The 22,559-nt window shown below is 58.4% G+C and carries 15 protein-coding genes; 8 read left to right on the top strand and 7 right to left on the bottom strand.

The genetic code is table 11. The features are described 5' to 3' along the window. The first annotated feature begins 7 nt into the window (after positions 1-7). The 4 genes from B5F40_RS06230 (at position 8) to B5F40_RS06215 (ending at position 5,223) form a co-directional block, all read left to right on the top strand. Positions 8-847: a hypothetical protein gene (locus B5F40_RS06230; protein ID WP_009305524.1), complete on the top strand. Its 840-nt coding sequence runs from the start codon at positions 8-10 to the stop codon at positions 845-847. 103 nt (positions 848-950) lie between these two features. Then, complete coding sequence (locus tag B5F40_RS06225) at positions 951-1,334, top strand: PrgI family protein (protein WP_009305523.1); 384 nt, start codon at positions 951-953, stop codon at positions 1,332-1,334. After that, positions 1,315-3,624: a VirB4-like conjugal transfer ATPase, CD1110 family gene (locus B5F40_RS06220; RefSeq protein WP_009305522.1), complete on the top strand. Its 2,310-nt coding sequence runs from the start codon at positions 1,315-1,317 to the stop codon at positions 3,622-3,624. Before B5F40_RS06225 ends, B5F40_RS06220 begins: the two co-directional genes overlap by 20 nt. Before the next feature lie 447 nt (positions 3,625-4,071). Continuing rightward, a complete protein-coding gene (locus tag B5F40_RS06215; protein WP_022738130.1) occupies positions 4,072-5,223 on the top strand; it encodes a C40 family peptidase in 1,152 nt (383 codons plus the stop codon). Here B5F40_RS06215 and B5F40_RS06210 read toward each other — a convergent pair. Continuing rightward, positions 5,220-5,714, bottom strand: coding sequence for a helix-turn-helix domain-containing protein (locus tag B5F40_RS06210; protein ID WP_175282520.1), 495 nt, complete (start codon positions 5,712-5,714; stop codon positions 5,220-5,222). The genes B5F40_RS06215 and B5F40_RS06210 overlap by 4 nt on opposite strands. Before the next feature lie 595 nt (positions 5,715-6,309). Between B5F40_RS06210 and B5F40_RS06205 the strand changes: the two genes are divergently transcribed. The 4 genes from B5F40_RS06205 to B5F40_RS06190 are packed head-to-tail and all read left to right on the top strand — an operon-like array spanning position 6,310 to position 11,159. Then, entirely contained in the window at positions 6,310-7,887 is a 1,578-nt protein-coding gene (locus B5F40_RS06205; protein ID WP_009608954.1) for an ABC transporter substrate-binding protein, read from the top strand. Positions 7,888-7,904: 17 nt separating this feature from the next. Next, positions 7,905-8,882: an ABC transporter permease gene (locus tag B5F40_RS06200; RefSeq protein WP_009305518.1), complete on the top strand. Its 978-nt coding sequence runs from the start codon at positions 7,905-7,907 to the stop codon at positions 8,880-8,882. Further along, positions 8,866-9,681, top strand: coding sequence for an ABC transporter permease (locus B5F40_RS06195; protein ID WP_009305517.1), 816 nt, complete (start codon positions 8,866-8,868; stop codon positions 9,679-9,681). Before B5F40_RS06200 ends, B5F40_RS06195 begins: the two co-directional genes overlap by 17 nt. Further along, the gene (locus B5F40_RS06190) at positions 9,678-11,159 is read left to right on the top strand and encodes an ABC transporter ATP-binding protein (protein ID WP_009305516.1); all 1,482 of its coding nucleotides are present in this window, start codon (positions 9,678-9,680) and stop codon (positions 11,157-11,159) included. Before B5F40_RS06195 ends, B5F40_RS06190 begins: the two co-directional genes overlap by 4 nt. 9 nt (positions 11,160-11,168) lie before the next feature. Here the strand turns inward: B5F40_RS06190 and B5F40_RS06185 are convergent, their stop codons facing one another. The 6 genes from B5F40_RS06185 to B5F40_RS06160 all read right to left on the bottom strand — a co-directional run. Beyond that, the gene (locus B5F40_RS06185; RefSeq protein ID WP_013981123.1) at positions 11,169-11,930 is read right to left on the bottom strand and encodes a thioesterase II family protein; all 762 of its coding nucleotides are present in this window, start codon (positions 11,928-11,930) and stop codon (positions 11,169-11,171) included. 22 nt (positions 11,931-11,952) lie between these two features. Further along, positions 11,953-13,365: an SLC13 family permease gene (locus B5F40_RS06180; protein ID WP_158295201.1), complete on the bottom strand. Its 1,413-nt coding sequence runs from the start codon at positions 13,363-13,365 to the stop codon at positions 11,953-11,955. Then, positions 13,365-14,348: a Gfo/Idh/MocA family oxidoreductase gene (locus tag B5F40_RS06175; protein ID WP_009305512.1), complete on the bottom strand. Its 984-nt coding sequence runs from the start codon at positions 14,346-14,348 to the stop codon at positions 13,365-13,367. The genes B5F40_RS06180 and B5F40_RS06175 overlap by 1 nt, the downstream gene beginning before the upstream one ends. Continuing rightward, positions 14,345-15,367: an NAD-dependent epimerase/dehydratase family protein gene (locus tag B5F40_RS06170; protein ID WP_009608947.1), complete on the bottom strand. Its 1,023-nt coding sequence runs from the start codon at positions 15,365-15,367 to the stop codon at positions 14,345-14,347. The genes B5F40_RS06175 and B5F40_RS06170 overlap by 4 nt, the downstream gene beginning before the upstream one ends. Next, a complete protein-coding gene (locus tag B5F40_RS06165; RefSeq protein WP_087193508.1) occupies positions 15,364-20,757 on the bottom strand; it encodes a non-ribosomal peptide synthetase in 5,394 nt (1,797 codons plus the stop codon). The genes B5F40_RS06170 and B5F40_RS06165 overlap by 4 nt, the downstream gene beginning before the upstream one ends. Then, a partial coding sequence (locus B5F40_RS06160) for a non-ribosomal peptide synthetase (RefSeq protein WP_140396435.1) occupies positions 20,754-22,559 on the bottom strand: 1,806 nt, incomplete at its 5' end. The genes B5F40_RS06160 and B5F40_RS06165, both read right to left, overlap by 4 nt.

Here is a 22,559-nt window from a genome sequence, read left to right as displayed (position 1 = left end):
CGGGCCGTTGGATTCGGACAACTGGGTGGTCAGCAACCTCCAGGGAGCGCTCGACACGTGGAACGAGAAGATGGGCGAGATCGTGGGGTTGCTCACGGCGTCGCCCGCCGACTTCCGGGGCGGCGGGATATGGGACGCGGTGCTCTCCATCCACGGCGCCGTGCAGGCGGTGGCGCTCGCGCTCCTCGTGCTGTTCTTCCTGTCGGGCCTCGTGAAGACCTGCGGCTCGTTCGCCGAGGCCAAGCGCCCGGAGGTGGTGTTGAAGCTGTTCGTGCGGTTCGTGCTGGCGCACGCCGCCGTCGTCTACGGGCTTGAGCTCATGATGGCGTTCCTCGACGTGGTGCAGGGGCTCATCGGCGACATGATGGATGCTGCGGGCTTTGCGTCGGCCGCGCCCGCCGCGCTGCCTGGCGAGATGGTGGAGGCCATCGAGGACGTGGGCTTCCTCGACGCCATACCCCTGTGGGCGGTGACGTTGCTCGGCGGGCTGCTCGTCACGGTGCTCTCGTTCATCATGATACTGGCGGTGTACGGCAGGTTCTTCAAGATATACATGTACACCGCGCTCGCGCCCATACCCCTGTCCACCTTCGCGGGCGAGCCGAGTCAGTCGGTCGGCAAGGCGTTCCTCAAAAGCTACGGGGCCGTGTGCCTCGAGGGTGCGGTCATCCTGCTCGCATGCGTCATATTCTCGCTGTTCGCATCGGCGCCGCCGGTGGTGGATGCCGAGGCTCCCGTGGTCACGCAGGTGTGGTCGTACGTGGGAGAGCTTGCCTTCAACATGCTGGTGCTCACGGGCATGGTCAAGATGGCCGACCGCGTGGTGCGCGAGATGATGGGGCTTTGACGCCCCTCCCCTTTCCCGAAACAACCGAACGAACACATTGCCCGCGCCGCGCGCGGGGCGCTTTACGCGCCCGCTTCGCCGCGCAGGCAGAGAGGAGCAAGAAGTGGAAGTGAAGGTCAACCGAGAGATACGCGAGTATACCGAGGGGGTGTTCTTCGGCATGTCGCTTCGGCAGTGCGTCTTCGCGCTGCTCGCCTGCGTCGCCGCCGTGGGGCTCTACTTCGGGCTGTCGCCCTTCCTGAGACTGGACGAGCTCTCCTGGGCGTGCATCGCGGGAGCGGCCCCGTTCGCCGCGCTGGGGTTCGTCACCTGGCACGGCATGGCGGTCGAACGCGCGGCGTGGGCGTGGGCCAAATACGCGCTTTTGACCCCCAAGGAACTGCCCGCGCGCCCGCAGAACCTGTACTACGAGGCCGTCTGCACGCCGCATCGCGCGAAGGGCATCCGCCGCGAGAAAGGAGGGCATCATGGCCGCACTCGCAGCTAGGCGGCGCAAAGGCGGCACGCGGTTCGTCCCGCCGAAAACCGCCGAGGACGCCGTGCCCGTGCGCCGCATCTGGCCCGACGGCGTGTGCCTCACCGACGACGGCGAGTACGCGAAGACCTGGCGCGTGAGCGACGTGAACTACGCGGCGGCGTCAAAGGAGGATAAGGAGGCCATGTTCCTGGGCTACTCGGACCTGCTCAACTCTTTCGACTCCGACGCGCGGGCCAAGGTCACCGTGGCGGTGCGCAGGCTCGACGCCGAAGCCCTCGGGCGGCGCATCCTCATACCGCCCAAGGGCGACGGGCTCGACCGCTACCGCGAGGAGTACAACGCCATGCTCATAGAGAAGGCCACGGGGGCGAATTCCATGGTGCGCGAGATATACCTTACCATCGCCGTGGGAGGGAGAAGCATCCAGGAGGCCCGCTCCTACTTCAACCGCGCGTCGGCGGAGACGGCCGCGCACCTCGCGCGCCTCGGGGCGCACTGCGAGGAGCTCGACGCAGAGGGCAAGCTGCGGCTTCTGAGGGGCTTCTACCGGGGCGGCGCCGACGACCTGCCCATCGACGTGCGCGCCTCGATGCGCCGGGGGCACTCGTTCAAGGACGCCGTTGCGCCCGAGGGCGCGGGCATTGAGGCCGACCGCCTGCGGGTGGGCGGCCGCTGGGCGCGCGCCCTGTACCTGACCGACTACGCGTCCTACATCAAGGACGGCTTTCTGGCCGAGCTTACCGACGCGAGGCGCGCGATGGCGCTTTCCATAGACGTCGTCCCCGTGCCCACTGACGAGGCGGTGCGCGAGGTGGAGCGGCGACTGCTCGGTGTGGAGACGAACATCACCAACTGGACGCGCCGGCAGAACGCCAACATGAACTATAACGTGGCCGTGCCCTACGACATGGAGCAGCAGCGCAAGGAGAGCCGCGAGTTCCTGGACGACCTCATGTCGCGCGACCAGCGCATGATGTTCGCCACGGTGACGCTCGTCCACTTTGCCGACACGCCCGAGGAGCTCGACGCCGACACCGAGGCGCTGCTCTCGTGCGCGCGCAAGCACCTGTGCCGCCTCTCGGTCCTGCGCTTCCAGCAGCTCGACGGGCTGTCAACCGCGCTGCCCATAGGCGTGCGTCGCATCGAGGCGATGCGCACGCTCACCACCGAGAGCCTCGCCGTGCTCATGCCGTTCCGCGTGCAGGAGATCATGGAGGAGGGCGGCATGTACTTCGGCGAGAACGCCATATCGCGCAACCTCATCCTGTGCGACAAGTCGCGGCTCCTGAACCCCAACGCGTTCGTGCTGGGCGTGCCGGGCTCGGGCAAGAGCTTCTCGACCAAGGAGCTCATAGCTATGCTTGCGCTCTCGACCGACGACGACATAGTGATATGCGACCCCGAGCGCGAGTACGCCTCGCTCGCCGAGGCACTGGGCGGCGAGGTGGTGCGCATCGCGGCGGGCAGCCCCCACCACATCAACGCCATGGACATGGTGGAGGGCTACGGCGAGGGAGGCAACCCCGTGGCCGACAAGAGCGAGTTCGTGCTGTCACTGTTCGAGCAGCTCGACCGCCGGGGACTGGGGCCGCAGGCCAAGTCGGTCGTGGACCGCTGCACCTCGGCGGTGTACGCCGACTACCTGCGCGGCGGCGAGGCGCCCACGCTCGCCCACCTGCGCGACAAACTGCTCGCCCAGCCCGAGCCGCAGGCGCGTGACCTGGCGCTTTCGCTGGAGCTGTTCACCTCGGGCACGCTGGACGCGTTCGCGCACCCAACCAACGTGGACACCCGCAACAGGCTCCTCGTCTACGACATCATGGACCTGGGCCGCCAGCTCAAGACCATGGGGCTGCTCGTCATCACCGACGCGATGCTCAACCGCGTGACGGACAACTGGCGCGCGGGCAGGCGCACGCACATCTTCATAGACGAGTTCCACGTGGTGTTCGAGAACGAGTACTCCGGCGCGTTCTTCAACAGCGCGTGGCGCCGCTTCCGCAAGCGCAACGCCTACCCCACGGCCATCACGCAGAACGTGGAGTACCTGCTCGATTCGGTCTTGGCCTCCACGATGCTCTCCAACTCCGAGCTCATCGTCATGCTCAACCAGGCGGCCGCCGACCGCGGGAAACTGGGCGAACTCCTCAACATCAGCCGAGAGCAGATGGGCTACATCACCAACGCCGAGGCGGGCTGCGGCCTCCTGCGCTACGGCGGCGCCATCGTGCCGTTCGCCAACCGCTTCCCGAGGGACACCGAGCTCTACCGCCTCATGACCACTAAGCCCGGGGAGTGACGAAGCAGAAAGGAGGCCGCCTTGCCGAGCGACATCAAGGAGCGCGTCGTCGCCAGGAACGTGAAGACCCTCGACCGCGCGGCGCTTCTCCAAAAGGCGGCGCGGCCCGCAGCGCTGCGCGTCGGCGAAACGGCGAAGGCGGCAAACCCCGCACACACACGCGAACGAAGGGGCGATGAAGCCGAAGGCGGCTGGGCGGCGGCGCGCGGCGAATCGGAGCGAACGGCGCACGAGGGCTTCGCGGCCACAGCGAACGGTGCGCGGGTCGCCCGCGCAATCCGGCGGCGCAATGTCCCCAAGGAACGCGCGCGCACGACCTTCCCGTCCGCAGAGCGCGGCGAACGTCGCACGCCGAGGGGTTGCGCGGCATCCTGCGGGTCAAGCCGCGAAGCATCGAGCCCTTCGCCGAGGGCGCCCCGGCCGGCGAACGCGCGCGCCCGAGAAGCCATGCGCACGAGGGCGCAGGCGGCGTCGCGCGCACGCGCGGCCCGGGCATCCCGCAAAGCTACGGCGAAGGGCGCGAACGCCGCCGCGCGGCGGGCGGCAAGCAGCGCGGGCCGGTTCGCGCGCATGGCCGCGCTCCAGGCGCGGGCGGCAACTGCGGCGCTCACCGGTCTTGGGTCGTCCGCTGCCGCAGTGGTCGTGGTGACATGCCTCGCGGCGTTCGTCGCCACCTCGGCGTTCGGCATCTTCCTCATGGGCGGCGACATAGGCGACGGCAACCCCCCGCTCCGCGAGGTGGTGGCGGAGATAGACGCCGAGCACGCCGCCAAGGTGGAGGAGGCCAAGGCGTCGGCGGAATGCGACGAGGTTTCGGTTTCGGGCGGCAAGAGCCCGTGGAAGGAAACCCTCGCCGTGTTCGCGGTCAAGCTGGCGGCAGACGCCGAGAACCCGCTCGACGTTCTGACGCTCGACGCCGCGCGGCAGGGCGCGCTGCGCGCCGTGTTCTGGGACATGAACTCCATAGAAACCGAGATAGAGGAAGCCGAGCCGAGCGATTCCGACGGCGAAGACGCCCCGCCCGCCAAGGTGCTGCGCGTCACGCTCTCGGCCAAGACGGCGGAGCAGATGGCGTCGGCCTACGGGTTCGACGCGGGGCAACTCGAAACGCTGCGCGAGCTTCTGGACGAGCGCCACGACGCCGCATGGCGGGCCGTACTCCACGGGATCGCGGGCGGCGCCGCCGACATCGTGGAGATCGCCTCGAGCCAGCTGGGCAACGTGGGCGGCAGGCCGTACTGGTCATGGTACGGGTTCGAGAGCCGCGTGGAATGGTGCGCGTGCTTCGTGAGCTGGTGTGCGAACGAGTGCGGGTACATCGATTCGGGCGCGGTGCCCAAGTTCTCCTACTGCCCCACGGGCGTGCAGTGGTTCAAGGCCGCAGGCCGCTGGCTGCCGGGAGGCAGCGCGCCGGCGCCTGGGGACATCGTGTTCTTCGACTGGGACGGAGACGGCGTCTCCGACCACGTGGGCATCGTGGAGTCGTGCGACGGCTCCACCGTGCGCACCATCGAAGGCAATTCGGACGATGCGTGCAGGAGAAGCGCCTACGGCGTCGGAAGCCCTTTCATTATGGGGTATGGGGCGTGCTCTTTCTAAGAAATCTCTATCCATCTTGCCAATAAAGGCAGCTCCAAATGACGCAAAACATCGTTGCACTCGTAGATGGTTAGGCTGTCGTTCATGGACAGCAACTCTCTGTATGCCTCATGAAGCTTACACCCTCCAAGGTAATAACCCGCCGCATTGAAAAGATTCTCGGATTCTTCCAAAGAGAGTCCGAGGCCTACGCAAAATTGCATCACTGTTTCTGGTTTAGGACGATCTGCAAGTTGACCATATTTGATTCGCTCGTAAGTTTTCTCCGACAGCAAAGTACGTCTGCAGAACTCGCTTTTTGAAATGCCAAGCTTCAAGACGTACTTCGCAGAAAGCAGAGAAAATGGTGCTGTCTCTCTTTCTGACCCGCTGCTATCGTGTTCGATTGACGCTGGAGTGCCATAAGCTTTCCCCATCGTCTTCTTGAAGAGGCGGTCTCTTAGTCGATAGCAACACTCCGTTACTTTTTGAGTAATGGCATCCTCCTTCACGGCTGGGCACCTACCTCGGTTGGCGCTGCCAGCGCAATAAGCCCTGGGGGATTTAGTCTTCAAGGTCGAACTCCCTCAAGCCAACCTCCTTTTGGCGCCTGCGTTGTTTTGCTCTCAAACCGAATTGCTCCCGGGATGCATGCTTTTCACTGTCTCCATCAGAAAAAGAAGAGGGCGTAATCGCAAGCTATTTGCAAAGCGTGCCTTTCTGACCACATGGCTAAAAAATCTTTGCCACCTGCAAGCAAAAAAGCGCGTGCAGGGAGCTAGTGGGCTGGAGAGACCGATTTGATTCTGAGGATATCAGGAGACCCCCTTCGTCGCTTCAAATACACTTCTCTACTACTCGCTTACGACATATTGCCGAGCCGGGTATCAAACCAGTTTTTCTGTTAATCAAACTAAAACTGATTTGTAAAACACGGCTTTAAAAGAACGGTTGTGCAGGTTTCAATCGAAAGCCACCAACAAAAAAGTTAGACATAGAAACCTTTTATCTTTATAATGTCCTTGTTCTAATTGGACAGTGTCTATCTAAATATAAAGGAATAGATGCTGATGTACGGGATGATATGAAAAAATGATTGGAGCGGATATGTCACAAGATGAAACAATGCTGGGGAAAGGGGTTCTTTCTCGCCGTGACTGCGTGAAGCTGATGGGAGGCTTCGCCATCGCCATGGGCACGGGGTCGCTGCTTGCTGGCTGCTCGTCGGGCACCAGTGATTCCGGCGAGGGCGCTTCTCAGTCGGATGAGACGCCCAAGACGTTGCGGGTTGCCATGATGGGCAGCTCGACGGACACGTTGGATCCAGCCACCTTCAGCACGCTTCTTCCGTTGGCGATTGCGCTCAACGTGTACGACTCGCTTATCCTCCTGCGCAACGGCGTGGTGGAGAACTCGCTTGCCGAAAGCATCGAACCCAACGAGGATGCGAGCGCTTGGACCGTCACCCTTAAGGACGGTGTGAAGTATCATGACGGCGAGACCGTCACGGCTGAAGATGCGCTCTACAGCCTCCAGTACGCCGGCACCTCACCCATGTACTCGTCGTTCTACGCGAACGTCGATTGGGAGGGCAGCTCGGTTGTGGACGAGCGCACGTTCACGCTCCAGCTTCTCTCGCCGCAAGCCACCTTCTGGGACGAGGTCGTTTCCGCCGTCACCTTCGTGTTCCCGGCGGGCAGCGCCGGCGACGATTTCTCTGGCGACATCGGCAGCGGGCCCTTCAAGCTCGTTTCCTTCTCTCCCGACACTGGAGCCGTGCTTGAGAAGAACGCCGATTACTGGGGAGGCGCTCCGGCCATCGACACGGTTGAGATCGTCCCCATCACCGATCCCGAGACGAGGTACACGGCGCTCACGAGCGGCGAGGTCGACTTCGCCCACCAAATCTCGACGACGAACGCGGCCACGCTCGAAGGCCAGTCCGGCTTCAACGTTTTGAACGGCGGCATCGAGAATTCGAGTTCTTTCCGCTTCTGCCTCAACGCGTCCGCCGCGCCTTTCGATGATCCCGAGGTACGCGAGGCCCTCAAGCTTATCGTCGACCGCCAGACCATGAACGACACCATCTTCCGCTCTGCGGGTGTGGTTGGCAATGATGTGCTTGGCCAGGGTATGCCGGGCTACAATGATTCCCTCGAGCAGCGTGCTTACGACTTCGACACCGCCAAGAAGGTGCTCGAAGAAAAGGGCGTGACCGAGCTCGAGATCACGACCGCCGAAACCACCACCGGCGTCAACGATTCTGCAGAGATGCTCAAAGCCCAGCTGGAGAAGGCGGGCATCACGGTGTCGGTGAAGGAGATCGATCCGACGACGCTGTTCTCCGACATGAACAACATCTACGGAGCGCAGATTTTCGCAACCTATCTCATCAATCGCCCGTATATCGCTTCGGCCGTCATGTACACCGGTGGCAGCTCGCCGTACAACTTCAGCCAGTGGAAGGATGACGAGTACGATTCCCTCTTGGCCCAAGCAACCTCGGCAGTGGATGAGGCCGACCGGGCGGAACTCCTCAACCAAGCACAGGAGCGTCTCTGGGCCGAGGGCGGCGATATCGTTTGGGGATACTGCGCCGATCTGAGCGGGCAGGTAGATGGCCTCGACGGCATAGACATCACGCTCTCGGTGCCTCTGTTCGCCAAGGCAACCCTCTCCGCTTAGCGAATCGGACGAAGGGCATGTCACCGAACGCCGACCGTACGGGAGGGCACCGCGCACTGCGGATACTCTCCCGTATTCTCCTCTTCGCGATCTCGCTGATCTTCACGTGTCTGCTCGTGTTCCTCGCCCTTGAGGCTCTGCCCGGCGATGCCGCCACGCAGCGTCTCGGATTACAGGCGACTCCCGAGCGTGTGGCCGAGCTCACGCAGCAATACGGCCTCGACAAGCCGGTACTCTATCGTTTCGTTCTCTGGTGCGCTCATGCGCTGCAGGGCGACTTCGGAACCGTTCTTGCGTCGGGATTACCCGTAGCCGACGCTATGGTCGGCCCTCTTGCGCGAACTGGAGTGATTTTTGCGATCTCGCTTGTTTTGGTGATTGTGGTCGGCACGGCTGGTGGCATTTTCGCGGGTCTTCATGGCGGCAAGGCGGCAGACAAGATTGTGAGTACGCTTGCGCTTGCTGTTGTGGGAACACCCGAGTTCGTTGTCGGATTCTTTCTCATCTTGGTGTTCGCGACGCAGCTCGGGTGGTTTCCCGCCGTATCGCTTCTTCCCGTTGGGAGTGGCTCGATGTTCGACAAGCCCATCATCATGGTGCTTCCCATCGTCGCCATATCCCTCATCGGGGCTTGCACCCTTGTGCGCCCGGTGCGCGCCGTGGTCGAGCGGGAGAACCAAACGCTTCATGTCGAATCGGCCCGACTTTCTGGTCTGCCGGAAAGAAGGGTGATCGTCAAAAACCTCTTGCCCGGAATCGTCGCCCCCGTTGCGCAGTCGGCGGCTTCGGTCGTACCTTATCTTATTGGCGGCACGGTCATCATTGAATCCCTTTTCAGCTTTCCCGGCTTGGGCACGCTTCTTGTCAACGCCGTGCTCAACCGCGAGCCCGATTTGCTCATGGCTTGCTCGGCGGTTGTCATAGCGGTGTCGCTTGCGGCTTTCTGGATTGCCGACGGGTTGGGAAGGAGGCGGTCCCGTGAGATCGAAGCGTAGCATTAGCGAGAAGCTGCTCTCTTGGCCCGATCTTGTGCTTCTCGTCTTCTTCATCGCTTTTCTCGCTCTTGCGCTCGCCGGATCGCTTTCCCCGGCAGACGGGACAAGCACCGTGGGGGCCGCGTTCATGCCTCCGAGCGCCGAGCATCCTTTGGGCACCGACGGGCTTGGCCGCGATGTTTTGGCGCGCCTCATGCACGGCGGCGCGCACCTTATCGCCGTTGCCGCTGTTTCCACCGCCGTCGCCGCTGCCGTGGGCGTGGCTCTCGGGTTCGCCGTGAGTGCGAAGGGCAGGTTCGCCGATGTGTTATCGTACCTGCTCGATCTGCTGCTGGTCATTCCTTCGATACTCGTAGTCATGGTTCTTGTGTTCGGGCTTGGTTCGGGAGTGGGGACGATGATCGTGGTGACCACGGCGGTGTCGGCACCCTACATAGCTCGGTACACGCGCTCGCTCGTCCGTCCCGTGGCCGCATCGCCTTATGTGACGGCGGCGCGCCTTTCCGGCGATTCGGCGGCGAAGACGGCTGTGCGCGAGGTGCTTCCGAACTTGGCGGTTCCCTTGGCAACCACGGTGGGCATGAGGTTCATCAACTCCGTCTATCTTGTTGCGACGGCCGCTTTTCTCGGGTTCGACCCCCTCGGAACGGGCTCCGACTGGGGAACCATGATACAGACGGGCGTCACGGGCATCAGCCTGAACCCGTGGGCCGCGCTTGCTCCCACTATCGCGATTGCCTGCATCACCATATCGGGCAATCTTCTGCTTGATCGAATAGGGAAAAGGAGCAACCTGTGACGAACGGATCGGACGCGATTGTCGAGATAGCGGGCCTTTCGATTGCAACTCTCGGGGGTAAACGCGTTATCGACGATCTGTCGATAGAGATTTTGGCCGGAGAAAACCGCGCTCTCGTCGGAGAATCGGGGTCGGGCAAAACCACGCTCGCCCTCGCGCTCATGGGACGCATCCGCAGCGGCCTCGTCCACGAGGCCGGAACGATCTTCGTCGACGGGGCGAACGTGCTTTCTCTCAAAGGCTCATCGCTGAGGCGCTACCGGGCGGAAACGGTATCGTGGCTGTCGCAGGATCCCGCTCTCTCGCTCACGCCCCACATGACGGTGCGCGCGCTGCTGTCAGAATCCGTCCCGATGGACGACGAGGACGCGCTCGGCTTGCTTGGCAGGGTGGGCCTCTCGGGTGTCAAAGGGCTGCTCGACCGGAGGCCGCGCTCGCTTTCCGGAGGGCAGCGTCGACGTGTGGCCATCGCCAAGGCCATCGCGTCGAAACCTCGCGTGCTTATACTCGACGAGCCCACTGCCGGCCTCGACGGAGCCACCGCCGATGAGGTCGTGGCCACCATCAAGGGAATCTGCGCCGAATCGGGAATGAGCGTTGTCGCCATCACCCACGACCTTGATGTGGCCGGCAAGTTCGCCGAATCCGTCACCGTCCTCAAAGAGGGCTGCGTTCTCGAAACGGTTTCGCATTCCGAGCTGATGAACAACCCTGGAACCGATTACGCCCGCAAACTCGTTGACGCCCAGCGGCTTGAACGGCGTCCCGGCGATGAAATGGATTCATCCGCCGGTGCCCCTGTGTTTTCAGCATCAAGCTTCGATGTCGTGACGCCCGACGGCAAGGTTGCAACGAGGAATGCCGCGTTTTCGATCAATCATGGCCGGGGGCTTTCCCTTTTCGGGCCTTCGGGGTCGGGCAAGAGTACGATTGTCAGGGCCATCACGGGAGAGCGCCCTGCGGAAAGAGGTTCTGTGGCGCTCGATTTGGGCGATGGGGATATGCATGTTCTCGCGCGCTCGTTCAAGGATCGGTCGCAAACCGAGCTTGCCGCCGTGCAGATGGTGCCGCAGGATCCTGCGACAAGCCTCAATCCCGCGCTTTGCGTGGACACCCAGCTTTCTCGCGCCGTCAGGCGGGTGCATCCTCGCTGGTCGAGGAAAGAGGTGAGGGAGCGGGTCTCGGAGCTTTTGGCCTTGGTGCGTTTGCCCGACGAGATCAAACGCCAGCACCCCCGCTCGCTTTCGGGTGGACAGGCCCAGCGCGTTGCCATCGCCCGGGCCCTCGCCCATGAGCCCAAGGTGCTTGTTTGCGACGAATCGACCTCCGCCCTCGACCCCACCACTCAAAAGGACATCCTCGATACGTTGAACCAGCTGAAACGAGACGAGGGCTTGGCGCTTGTCGTTGTCACCCATGCGGAAAGAGTGGCGCGCTACACCTGCGAGGAGGAAATCGCCGTGCCTTTCGAGGGTTAGTGTGGCGATCTAGACGCTGGATTGTCTGTTGTTGTGCAGCGTTTCGACTAGAGCAGTGGCGACTTGGGAAACATCGTCCATGAAGTAAAAATGCCCTCCTTGGAAATGCCTCATCTCGAAGAAGCCTGTCGTAACGTTTGCCCAATCCCTCATTTCATTCTCCAGAGCTTCCGGATCGTCCTTCCCTAAGAAAGCCGTAACGGGACAGTCGATGCCCATCTCATAATTTTCTGTAGGAACGTACTCTTCTATCAGTTTGTAGTCGTTCCGAATGATCGGCAAAAATATATCGCAGAGTTCGTCTATCTCGAGCACCTCGGGAGATATTCCGCCTACGCGAAGCAATTCTTCCCTAAATTCGGCATCGTCATAGAGGTGGACGTGGGCCTCTCTGATGCTCGAAGGAGCTTCTCGGCTTGATACTATCAAATGCGAAGGGCCATGCAGTTTATCCAGCGCTGCGATTCGAGCTGCTTCATGGGCAAGGGAGGCCCCCATGCTGTGTCCGAAATAGGCAAAAGGTCGATCTTCAAAATATGCGGACGCTGCTTTGGCGATTCCCTCTGCTACAAACGAGAAATCGTCTACGAGAGGCTCCGATATTCTATTTTCATGACCTGGATAGCAAATAGCGTAGACAGGAAGTTTCCTGCGAATCTCGCGTGCGACAGATCTGAATGCATTGGGTCCTCCGCCCGCATGGGGCACAAATACCAAAGCTGTTCCTCTCGCTTGCTCTTTCTGATTGAGATCGACTATCCAATTGTTCACGCTTGTCCTCCTAGGAGCGATCCTACAAAACGTCTGCAAGAAAAAGCCAGCCAGTCACGAGTACCTGCTGAACAAGCGCAAGGCAAGTCATGGGAGCGCCAAGCTTCATTACGGTCTTTTCGCCGTACCCAGCAAGCTCCATGCCAGAGGCAATCGGTGCCTGATGCATCGAAAGAAAAAACTGGCTGGCAATCATTTGGTATGCGATCAGAACAGCGCCCGCATCGCTTACGCCCAATCCCGCTACATCGCCGAACGATATCAGTATGGGAAAAATAACGACAGCGGTGGCCAACACTGATCCTATCAAAGTATGGATGGCCAATGATATTGCTGATATAAAAATGACGGTTGACAGAATATCGCTTGGTAAAGAAGCTGGGAGCGCCGTATCGGCAATCCACTGGCTCATACCTGTGGCTTCGCCTACAGATCCGATCGACAACGCACAGGTGAGGAATACAAGAGTTCCCACGGGAACGTCTGCAAAAGCTTTTGCGTCAAGTACTCCGATTCGAGGTAGGAACATAAGCGATGTGAGAAGCATAGTTCCCCACGCTATACCTATTCCCATGAAAGGGTAAAGCAACCAGAATGCAATCATCAGAGAGAGCCACAAAGCCATCTTCTTTTCTTTAGGGCTCAATCTGCCAAGGTCTTCTAACGAAGCGCGGCTTTTTACCCCATCTACAAAGACCTTTCCAGACGGCTTAAACACTCTTATAAACAGAACTGTCACTAAAAATAAGTAGATGATGTTGGGAATGCCTATAGTGCTGAACCAGCCAACCCAGCTCAACCCTAATTCGGAATATTCAACAACGAGTGTATTGAGGGCTGGTTCCGAAGTCAAAAAGATAAGTGTCGTGGGAACTGCAAGCGCAAAACATGCAAAATTGATTACAGCGGCATCCGTCTCAGATACGCTATTTTCTTTGCACACTTCTTTTGCAACTGCCAATATGACGAATGTTCTTGCAAAGGCGCTTGGAATGATCAGTGCGAACAACAGCTCTATGACGGCTATCGCTGCAATGAGCGATTGAAAACCTTTGACTTGACCGGATGCGCAAATACTCAGAGCTGCTCTTCTAGCAAGTCCAGACCTTTCAACTCCAGAAGCTATGAGAAACGCGCAAAGCACCAGCCATAGACCGCCTCCTTCGTTCGTCCAGCCAGAAAAAACTGTTAGCGGATCAGAGGAGTTCGTGATGAGCAGTAGCCCCATATACAGCATGCCCGTAATTGGGGCCGGCATCACTCCGCTTGCCCAAAACGATAAAGCACCGAGAGTGAGAGCAAGCTGAATACGTGCTGGGCTTTCCAACTCCGGCAATGGAAATATCAAAACGAGAAGCCCAGCGGTCAAACCTACCGAAGCAACAATGCCTTTTAAATGAAGCTTTCCAAATGACGCTGTTCGCTCGACTACCATTAACGACGTTGCCTCAATTCGCTTGGGGCACCTAAGGCCGAAGTAAACTCTTGCCAGGCTAGGCATGCGGAAATCTGGAATTGGGTTGTGGCAAGGGAGTTGCGCTCTCCAAGTCTCTCCGAGAGCATATTGGCAATCCCCTTCGGCCACTGTTCAGCGAGGATAGAATTATATGCCTCTGCTCTCCTATGAAGAACGTTAATACTTGCGCTTTCGACGGTTGAGAGATTCGAGCTGTCGGCTGCTGCCTTTCCGACATGAAACCGTGGCGTCCAAAGAACATCTCCGTAAACGTCGCATAGGGACAGAATGCCTTTATCCGAGCAAACATCCATCCGCATCAGGGCTATGGCATTATTGTCTGGGTCACTGGAATCCATTTCGTTTTGGAATCGAACGGAAAGGGGAACTCCTCCTACTTCTCCGACTAGGATGTCAAAAGGACCGGCATCTGCTATCTTCTCCAATCTGAAAGGATGCAAGCTTCCGGCCACTTTCCCAACCACCTCTACAAAAGGGTATGCTACTTGTACGCATGTAGTCACATCTATGCTTAGCAATTCGTGTTCCTTGCGAAGGGAAGCTGCGGCATCAATGAAGCGCTTAACCGAATCGAGATATGGATAGAAACCGTTAAGCATGAATTTGCAATCATGTTCTGCAGCGCATCTGGTCAGCTCAAGAACCTCGCTGCTATGCATGGGCTGCTCTTGGATTACGTGAATGCCCTTCTCGAGGAAGGAGCGAGATATTTCAACTCCATCTCCTCCAACCATGGCTGATCTTACCACGACACAAGCAAGATCTATGTTTGCCGGAACGGCATTAGCCCCTTGATACAGAGGAACTCCGTATGATGCAGCCAAGGCGGCGCTTCTCTTGCTCCCCCTGCCTACAATACCAGCCAGCTCTACATCGTCGGCAATCTTAATGCCCTCGGCATATACGCTTCCGAACGTGCTCCCCACAACCACGGCTTTCATAACTCGCCTTCCTCGACTTCAAACAAAGACTTTGACGGTGCAATTTCGATTCGAGCACTCTTAGACAAAGATAGAATTCCGTATATCGCCAGTTCTGGATCAAGCAGATCGGGCAAGTTGTATACGCCATTGGGGATGCTCCCAGCAAGGAAACTCTCTATGGCATAGCATGCCACTGCTGCAGTTAGCTCATAGCTGTCGGCCGATTTAACAATGTAGGCCATTTCTCCAGAAGTTGCAGCCAACGTATAAAATGCCTGTCTACCCATAGCATCGATGGATGCGGCTATGCTGATTTTCTTGCTTGCTTCTTCGAGGCTCTGGGTTTTCGACAACTGTGCGTCGACAAGAGCCTTGCAAAACAGATCACCTACAAATACGTTATACCATTCAAGTCTTGGAAGTGCCTCCTTCTCGGCTATGACTCTCGCCTCTTCTGACAAAAAGGCTCTGCAAAACGACCCTTCGGGAAAGCAAGAGGGGGCGGGGGTTGGATCGTGGTCAAGTTCGCGGACTGCGCCGCTACGCCACATGGAGCCATTGTTGCCATATCCCGACGTATCGGACATGCTCAAAACTAGATCCGCCGCAGCACCCAGAGAGATATCTTGGACTCCCCCGGCAAAGCCAACAATATCCTGTCCTTTGTTTGCGGAAATAGCCATCTTTAGTAGAAGACCCGAGAGCCCCGGCACCATTCCTGCAGAAAATACAACCGGTGTTTCCGCCGATTCGTCAGCTAGGGTTTTGCACAGGTTTTCGCAGCCGGCAACGTCAAAGTATGCAACGCCTGAGCTTATGGCGGTTCTTGCTGCTGGTTCGCTCAGTAGATACGCGGGGCCAGCGCAGTTGACCACCGCATCGCATCCATCGAGAAATCTTGACAAAGAACTAGGGTCTGTCATGTTGACGATGAATCCGGCCGAGCGAGAACCGAGGCGAAGCTCGTACCCCTTAGCTTTCAGCATGTCGGCAAGCAGTGATCCAACATGCCCGCTCGACCCAAGCACTCCGATCATCGAAGCCCCACTCTCTTTGCGACATCTTTTGCGTGTTCTCCGGATATGCAGGTAAAGTGATCTCCTTCTATATCTTGGGTGTCTATCCCCATGAGGGCGACGCTGTTCCAGAAAACCGTTTCATCACCACCGATGTTCTTGAATAGCCCCATTCTTCCACTGTCTCGCAAAAAGTGGATAGGGCCAAGATAGGGTTTTGATTCGTATTCCATTACTGCAATCAAATTATGTTTGAACGTCCTGTAAATTTGGGTCAATCTTTCTACGACGTTGCTATCGGCGGTCACGGTTGAAAGTATCCTACGCATGCGCTCGTTCGAATCTAGGGAGGCAATCTTCTTCAGTTTTTCGACAACAGGGCCTTCACCATCGAGAAGATCCAATACTCCGGGGTGTCGGATCTGGGCATCAGCGATTGCGTTGGCGAAGGCTTCGTCGTCTTTCGGATACCCGAGGTCTTCAGTTGGGGCATTAAGTACGCGAGCAAAAGCATACTCAATCATTACGTCTTCGGTGATTTTGAACGGGAACCCATATGAGCTGATGACAAAGAGATCGGCAACGGTTTCTCCCTGCTCCATCAGGTTTCTTGCAATCTCTGTTGCGATCAAACCTCCCATGCAGTATCCCACTATCCTAAAGCTGCATCCATTCCATTCCGAGAGGCGGTCGGCATACTCTCTTCCGAGGGTTTCTATAAGAGATCGGGTGTCATAATCCAAGGCTTTTTGCATGTCGGGCATTTGCACACCGATGATGAGTTTGTCACCCGAAGCGCTAATAAGGTCGCGGTATGGGTCAAGAGTGCCTGTTCCGTCATGCACCAATACGTTAACGACGCCATCTCCGTTTCCGTCTTTCAATACGACAACAGGCGCCATCTGCCCTTTGGGCGCGGCCTTTTCTGCTTCTTCTGTACTGGAGAGCGCGAGTGCGAGTGAGCTGACCGTTGGGCTTTCCATCATCTTTCTCAAAAGCCACTCCCATTCAAGCTCAGCCGCTTCGTCTACGTTCTTCTTTATCTGGGCTGCGAGTTTGGTGGCCAAAAGCGAATCGCCTCCAAGCTCAAAGAAGTCATCATCCCTCCTGACGCTATCTGCTCCGAGTACTTCAGAAAACTCTACAGCTAGGCGTGCTTCCAAATCGCTACGGTAGCTGTCTCTCTCATCTCCGATGCCCGCAGTTTTCGACTGCGTTCTTCCGAGCAGTGGTAGGCGTTTAAGCTCGGCTCTGTCAACCTTTCCGTTTCTCGAAAGGGGAAGGGTGTCGATTATCCCAATGGCTTCAGGAATCATGTATGAGGGAAGGGTTTCTTGTGCGGCTGATACCACATCATCGACCGAAAGCGCGGCTATATCAGCCTTTGCTTGTGCGACTATCAGGTGCTGGCCAAAGAGATCCGGTTCTTCGTTCGTAGGAGAGCAGTCCGTCAAGCCAAAACCTGCTTTTGCGAGGATTCCGCTCCATTCGTCGAGGTTAAGGAATACCTTGCTGGTTCCTGCACGCAAATCCGAGTACTCCATCCCGAGGGCATCTTGGAAATCCATGCTGACCATAAGGGGAAAGCTCTCGCGCGTGGCCTCAATAAAGGCCAAAATGCCTCCCGGAGAAAGAAGGGATTTGATTTGCCCCAGCCCTGCAAGGACATCGATGCAATTATGGAGTACGTTTGCGCCTACGATGAGATCAAATGAGTTGTCTGCAAGTCCCTGAGTTCTGGCATCCTTATTGACATCGTAGATGGCGTAGCCAATCCAGTTTTTACCTTCGTAGCGATTTCGGGCTTCAGAGAGGAAGAATTCAGAGATGTCAGTAAAAAGATATGTGCTCCCCGTTCCCTCAAGCGCATCGATGAGCGAGTCGCTGCTGCCTCCCGTACCGGCCCCGACCTCAAGAACTCTCAACCCACCCTTGATGCGCGCAAATTCCGAAACCATGCTAACTAGTGTGGAGTTGAGAGTTTTGGAGGCTAGGTTGTCCCTGTAGGTTGAAGCGGCTACATCAAAACCACCTTCGGGAAAAAGTATGGATAAATGATCCACTTTCCCCGACACGAGGCCGGATAAGGAATCTATGCATGTGTGCAAAAACGACAAAAGCCCTTTGCTGTACTCGACTTTCAGTTCCAAGGATTCGAGCTGTTGCCATAAAGCTTCAATGTCGCCTCTCTTATAATCGTCCGAGAAGCAAAACGAGTCGCCCTTTGCATTGAGCGCTTTCATGTCGACGAGAGACTTCGCCCATCTCTCTAGGAGCCTTCTGTTCCTCTCTTTGGCATTGAGTCCATGCATCATGTCATCCATTGAGAAGCCATCTTTGCTAACGGCATCTGCTATCAAATTCATCATGGCCGACAAGCAGACCTCGTCAACTTTGCGGCAATACTCTGCAACTTCGTTGACAGCCATTTTGCTGAAGCGATCTCTCATACATTCTTTCATGGCGACCGTAGATCTCTTGAACAAGGATTCTGCCTTGTCGGGATTGACCTTTTCGGCGATGACTGCGGCGAGAAGATGCTTGTCGGTTTTATCGTTGTCGGCAGCAAATGCGACAGCCTTGTCCACTCCCGGTGCCTTTTCTAAAGCGGCTTCCACTTCGCCTAGCTCGACGCGGTAACCCCGTACTTTAATCTGCTGATCTGCACGCCCGAGAAACTCGATGTCGCCGTTTTCCAGGTATTTGCCCATGTCGCCGGTTCGATAGCATTTCACTCCATCCCGCATTATAAAACTCTCGGATGTTCGAACAGGGTCATTGAGGTAGCCCGAAGCAAGGCTCTTTCCGCTAATGATGATTTCACCCGGAACGAGAAGAGGCAGCGATTCAAGTTCGCGTCCTACGATATCAAACTCCTGGTTGGCAAGAGGCTTTCCGTAGGGAATGCTTGCCTTTTCCGAATCCGATGGATTGATTTCGTGGAAGATCGACCAGATTCCTCCCTCGGTGGCACCGCCGAGGCTCACCATTTTCAAGTGAGGGATTTTATCTGCGATATCGTTGGGTAGAGAGACGGGTATCCAGTCGCCAGACAAGAGAGCGAGCCTCAAGGAAAGAGAGGGGACATCCGGAGCCGTATCAAGGTAGTAAGAAAGCATTTGCATCTGCTGGGGGACAGAATTCCATATCGTTACCTTGCGTTTAACAACTACGTCGCACCAGCTCGACGGATCATTAAGTGATGAGGGTTCGGGGAAGATAAGCTCTCCTCCGACGGAAAGGATTCCAAATATATCATATATAGCTAGGTCGAAGGTTAGCTCGGCCAATCCGATGATCTTGTCGCTCTGCCTAACGTTGAATCGAGAATTTATGTCGGCGATGGTGTTCCACGCGGCGGCGTGGCTCACCGCCACCCCCTTCGGCACCCCGGTGGAGCCGGACGTGTAGATCACGTAGGCTTCGTCAGATGGCAAAGTCCGATCCTCGAAGTTAGCGGAAATGTCATCGCTTAGGATAAGGTCGATATCCATAGCCTCTTCTTTGCCGGCCAAGTCAAGCCTTTCGAGGGTTTCAGCTTTGGCGAGAACCGCGCCCACTTCCGCATTGCCCATAACGGTGTCGACTCTTGATCGAGGATGGTCAGGGGATAGAGGAATAAAGGGAGCGCCGGCAAGGCTGCAGCCGATCACCGCAACTACTTGTGCAATGCTCTTCTCAAGAATGATCGCAGTCCGAACTCCTCGCTTTAACTTATGGGCCACTTTGAGGGAAAGCGCCCTCAGCTCCGCATATGTCACAAACTCATCTCCCAATCGCACGGCGGGGAGCTCTGGATGAGAGAGGGCTGTCTTCATAAAGTCTGAGTGGAGGGTACTCGACACTATTTCTTTGCCGGTGTCGTTTGCTGCGATACGAACAAGTTTCTGCTTTTGAGGTAAATGGACTATTCGTGTCTCTTCCCATGTCGCTTTGCTCGAGGCAAGACTTCTAAGGGTCTGTTCGAAGGATGAAAAGGCATCTGAAACCAGACCGTCAGGGAAGACTCCAGCGCGCTCATCCCAATTGATTACAAGAGACCCATTCCACTCCATCGCTTGGCAGTCAAGCCATACTTGGGGGGTTTGTGAAAGTCCGCCGATGACTCGAGAGCCACGAAAGAGGCTTGTTTCACTCAAGGACGATCCTCCGCGTAGGCCGATGCTGCTCGTGAAAACGAACGGCATGAGCGCCCCACCGCCCGCACGTCCACGTCGTCGCGCGATCTCTCTCAGCACGGAGACTCCGGAGAAGCTTCTATGTTCAAGTTCCGACCATAGCTGTGATTGCGCTGCACGAGCGCGGGAGAAGAAGGGCGCGCGCTCGTCACGAATCAATCCCAATAGGCTTGACATTGTGAAATCACCGACCGTACGCATGATTCCAGGAATGTCGTCCCCCCTGTTCAACATTGTCATATTGATCGTGAAATCCGATGATTCCGCCCACAGCGCCAAAGTGTCCGAGAATGCAGCGACCAATGCAGCTGTGGGGGTAACCCCTTTCTCTGCGCTTGTGCGACGGAATTCTGCCCATTCGTTATCGGTAAGGCTCATCTGGTGCCTAATGAATCTAACTCCCGTTCGCACGTCAGGATTCGGCCCCATGGGAAGCATAGGGGCGGGAGGCAATTCGTCAATGCGTGCCGACCAGTATTCCTCATCTGCTTTTAGAGAAGGGCTGGAAACTCCTCGGGTTTTTGCATCCATGACAAAATCTCTGAAGGAAATCTCGTCGCTGCTATCTAGTTGCTCGCCGTCATATGCCCGAGCCAGATCATTGAGGATTATGGTAATGCTCAAAAAGTCACAAAGAGCCAAGTTGACTGATATGTGGAGGATTGACTTAATCCCATCAGTACTCACTTTCAGTTCGTACGGATGGACCGAGGTTGCATAATCCTTGTGATCCATGGTTCTACGACATTCGGAAGCGACCTCTTCTAAGCTTCGCGATTCGGCTTCGACGAATTCAATCAATCCCACATCATATTCTTCCAGCACCTGCTGATAACCGTCTTCAGAAATGACCGAGTGAAGTACGTCATGCCGAGCCACCACTTTTCGCCATGCGTTGTTCAATCGCTCGAATTCAACGCCTCCCAAGCTAATCTCCATGTACCCTTGGCATCCCACTCCGCCGTAGGGATAAGCTTCGCTCTTGCCAAGCTGATAAGCTTGCTGTATGTCTGTAAGAGGATAAGGATCGTACCTTTTCTCGGGCTCGCGCTTTATCGGGCGAGGTTCGTTGAGGGCTGCGATTACAGCATCCCTGTTCTTCTTTATCAGGTTAGCCCTTTCTACCGTCATGGCTCCAGATGGCGCTCTGAATTTTAGCTTTCCGTCCTCGACCCATAAACGTATTCCCGCATCTGCCATCTCTTCAAGAAGGCATCGGATCTCGTCCATCATAGGGTTCCCTCCTCATATGTGTCCCCGCATGTCGTATCTATCTTTTGGCAGATTCCGGCTACAGTCGGATCGGATATAAATTCTTGAAGTCCAATTTTGAATCCAAGACGCTTTTCCAAAGCGCTCGTCATTCTCATGGCCATGAGGCTGTCGCCGCCCAGCTCGAAGAAGTTCGACTCCCTTCCGACGGGCCCCGCATCGAGCAGCTCCTCCCACACCGACGCCACGGCGCGCTCCGCTTCGGTGGCCGGTTCGGACAGGGAGGATGCGGACGGGGCCGCTTCGGGGGCCATGCCGGCCAAGGCCTTTCGATCGACCTTCCCGTTCGCGCTCAAGGGCCACTCGTCTAGGACCGTCACGTCATGGGGGACGAAGTAGGAGGGAAGGAGCCCGGCCACGCGGGACAGCACCCCGGCCGGATCCACGTCAGCCCCCTCGTCGGCGACCACGAACGCATGCACCACCGAGCGCTCGCGCTCGCCGGCCACGACGGCCACGGCCCCCTTCACCCCGGGGCATCCGGCCACGGCGGCCTCGACCTCGCCCAGCTCCACCCTGTGGCCGCGTATCTTCACCTGCTGCTGGGAATCCTTGCGACCGAGGAACTCCAAGACGGCTCCGGGCCAGTAGCGGCCCATGTCCCCCGTCCGGTACCAGCGCCCCCCGTCCTCGACGAAGGAGGCGGCCGTCTTCCCCGGATCGCCCAGATACCCGTCGGCCAGGCTCCCCCCGCCGATCCACAGCTCGCCGGGCACCCAGTCGGGGCAGTCGAGGCCGTCCTCGCCCACGACGCGGAAGGACTGGTTGGAGAGGGGTCTGCCGTAGGGGATCGAGCTCCACGACGGATCGACCTCCCCGACCTCGAAGTAGTTCGACCATATGCCGGCCTCGGTCGCGCCGCCCATGGCCACGAGCAGCACCCCCTCGGGCAGCTTCGAGCGCAGACCCAGCGGCACCCAGTCGCCGGAGACGAGGGCCAACCGCAGACCGGCCGCGGCCCCGGGGCCGTCGTCGAGCATCACGTCCAGCAGGGCGGGGGCCGAGTTCCACACCGTCACGCCCCGGGACGAGACGAGCTCGCGCCACGCCGATGCGTCGCGGCGCTCCTCCTCGTCGGGCAGCACGACGGCGGCTCCGAACGAGAGGGCCCCGAAGATGTCGAACACGGAGAGGTCGAAGTCAAGGGCCGACACGCCCAGGACCGCATCTCCCGGCCCCATGCCCCATCGGCGCACGACATCGGCGATGGTGTTCCACGCGGCGGCGTGGCTCACCGCCACCCCCTTCGGCACCCCGGTGGAGCCGGACGTGTAGATCACGTAGGCCAGCGCGCGCTCGGAGGGGCCGGCGGGCGCGGGGAGGGGGTCGGCCGCCTCGAGGCGGGCCAGCTCGGTGGAGTCGACGCACAGGGACGCGCCCGCCTGTTCGAGGATGAGCGCCGCGCGGGCCTCGGGCTGGGAGACGCCGACGGGGACGTACGCCGCCCCGGCGGCCAGCACGCCCAGCACGGCTGCCACCTGGCCGGGCCCCTTCGGGAGCCTGACGGCCACGCGGTCGCCCTCGCCCACGCCGGCGGCGGCGAGCCCCCCGGCGATGCGCAGGGCGCGGCCGGCAAGCTCCCCGTAGGTCGCCTCGCCGTCGGCTCCCCACCGCAGCGCCGGGGCATCCGGCTCGGCCTGGGCGCGGGCGAAGAACCGTCCGTGGAGCGTCCCGCCGCCGAGGTCGGCCCCCTCCGAGTTCGCCTCGGCGCGCGCCGCGCGCTGCGAAGGGGGCAGCAGGTCGGGGAACGGCTCCGACCAGTC

The organism is Gordonibacter sp. An230, from assembly GCF_002159915.1.
GTDB lineage: Bacteria > Actinomycetota > Coriobacteriia > Coriobacteriales > Eggerthellaceae > Rubneribacter.
This window is presented reverse-complemented; position numbering and strand designations above follow the sequence as displayed.

What these genes read in the sequence shown, in the direction of transcription:
- B5F40_RS06175 (WP_009305512.1), bottom strand. Translation starts at nt 14,348, where the DNA reads ATGAAAGCCGTGGTTGTGGGGAGCACGTTCGGAAGCGTATATGCCGAG.
- B5F40_RS06165 (WP_087193508.1), bottom strand. Translation starts at nt 20,757, where the DNA reads ATGATGGACGAGATCCGATGCCTTCTTGAAGAGATGGCAGATGCGGGA.
- B5F40_RS06170 (WP_009608947.1), bottom strand. Translation starts at nt 15,367, where the DNA reads ATGATCGGAGTGCTTGGGTCGAGCGGGCATGTTGGATCACTGCTTGCC.
- B5F40_RS06215 (WP_022738130.1), top strand. Translation starts at nt 4,072, where the DNA reads ATGCGCACGAGGGCGCAGGCGGCGTCGCGCGCACGCGCGGCCCGGGCA.
- B5F40_RS06200 (WP_009305518.1), top strand. Translation starts at nt 7,905, where the DNA reads ATGTCACCGAACGCCGACCGTACGGGAGGGCACCGCGCACTGCGGATA.
- B5F40_RS06180 (WP_158295201.1), bottom strand. Translation starts at nt 13,365, where the DNA reads ATGGTAGTCGAGCGAACAGCGTCATTTGGAAAGCTTCATTTAAAAGGC.
- B5F40_RS06205 (WP_009608954.1), top strand. Translation starts at nt 6,310, where the DNA reads ATGTCACAAGATGAAACAATGCTGGGGAAAGGGGTTCTTTCTCGCCGT.
- B5F40_RS06220 (WP_009305522.1), top strand. Translation starts at nt 1,315, where the DNA reads ATGGCCGCACTCGCAGCTAGGCGGCGCAAAGGCGGCACGCGGTTCGTC.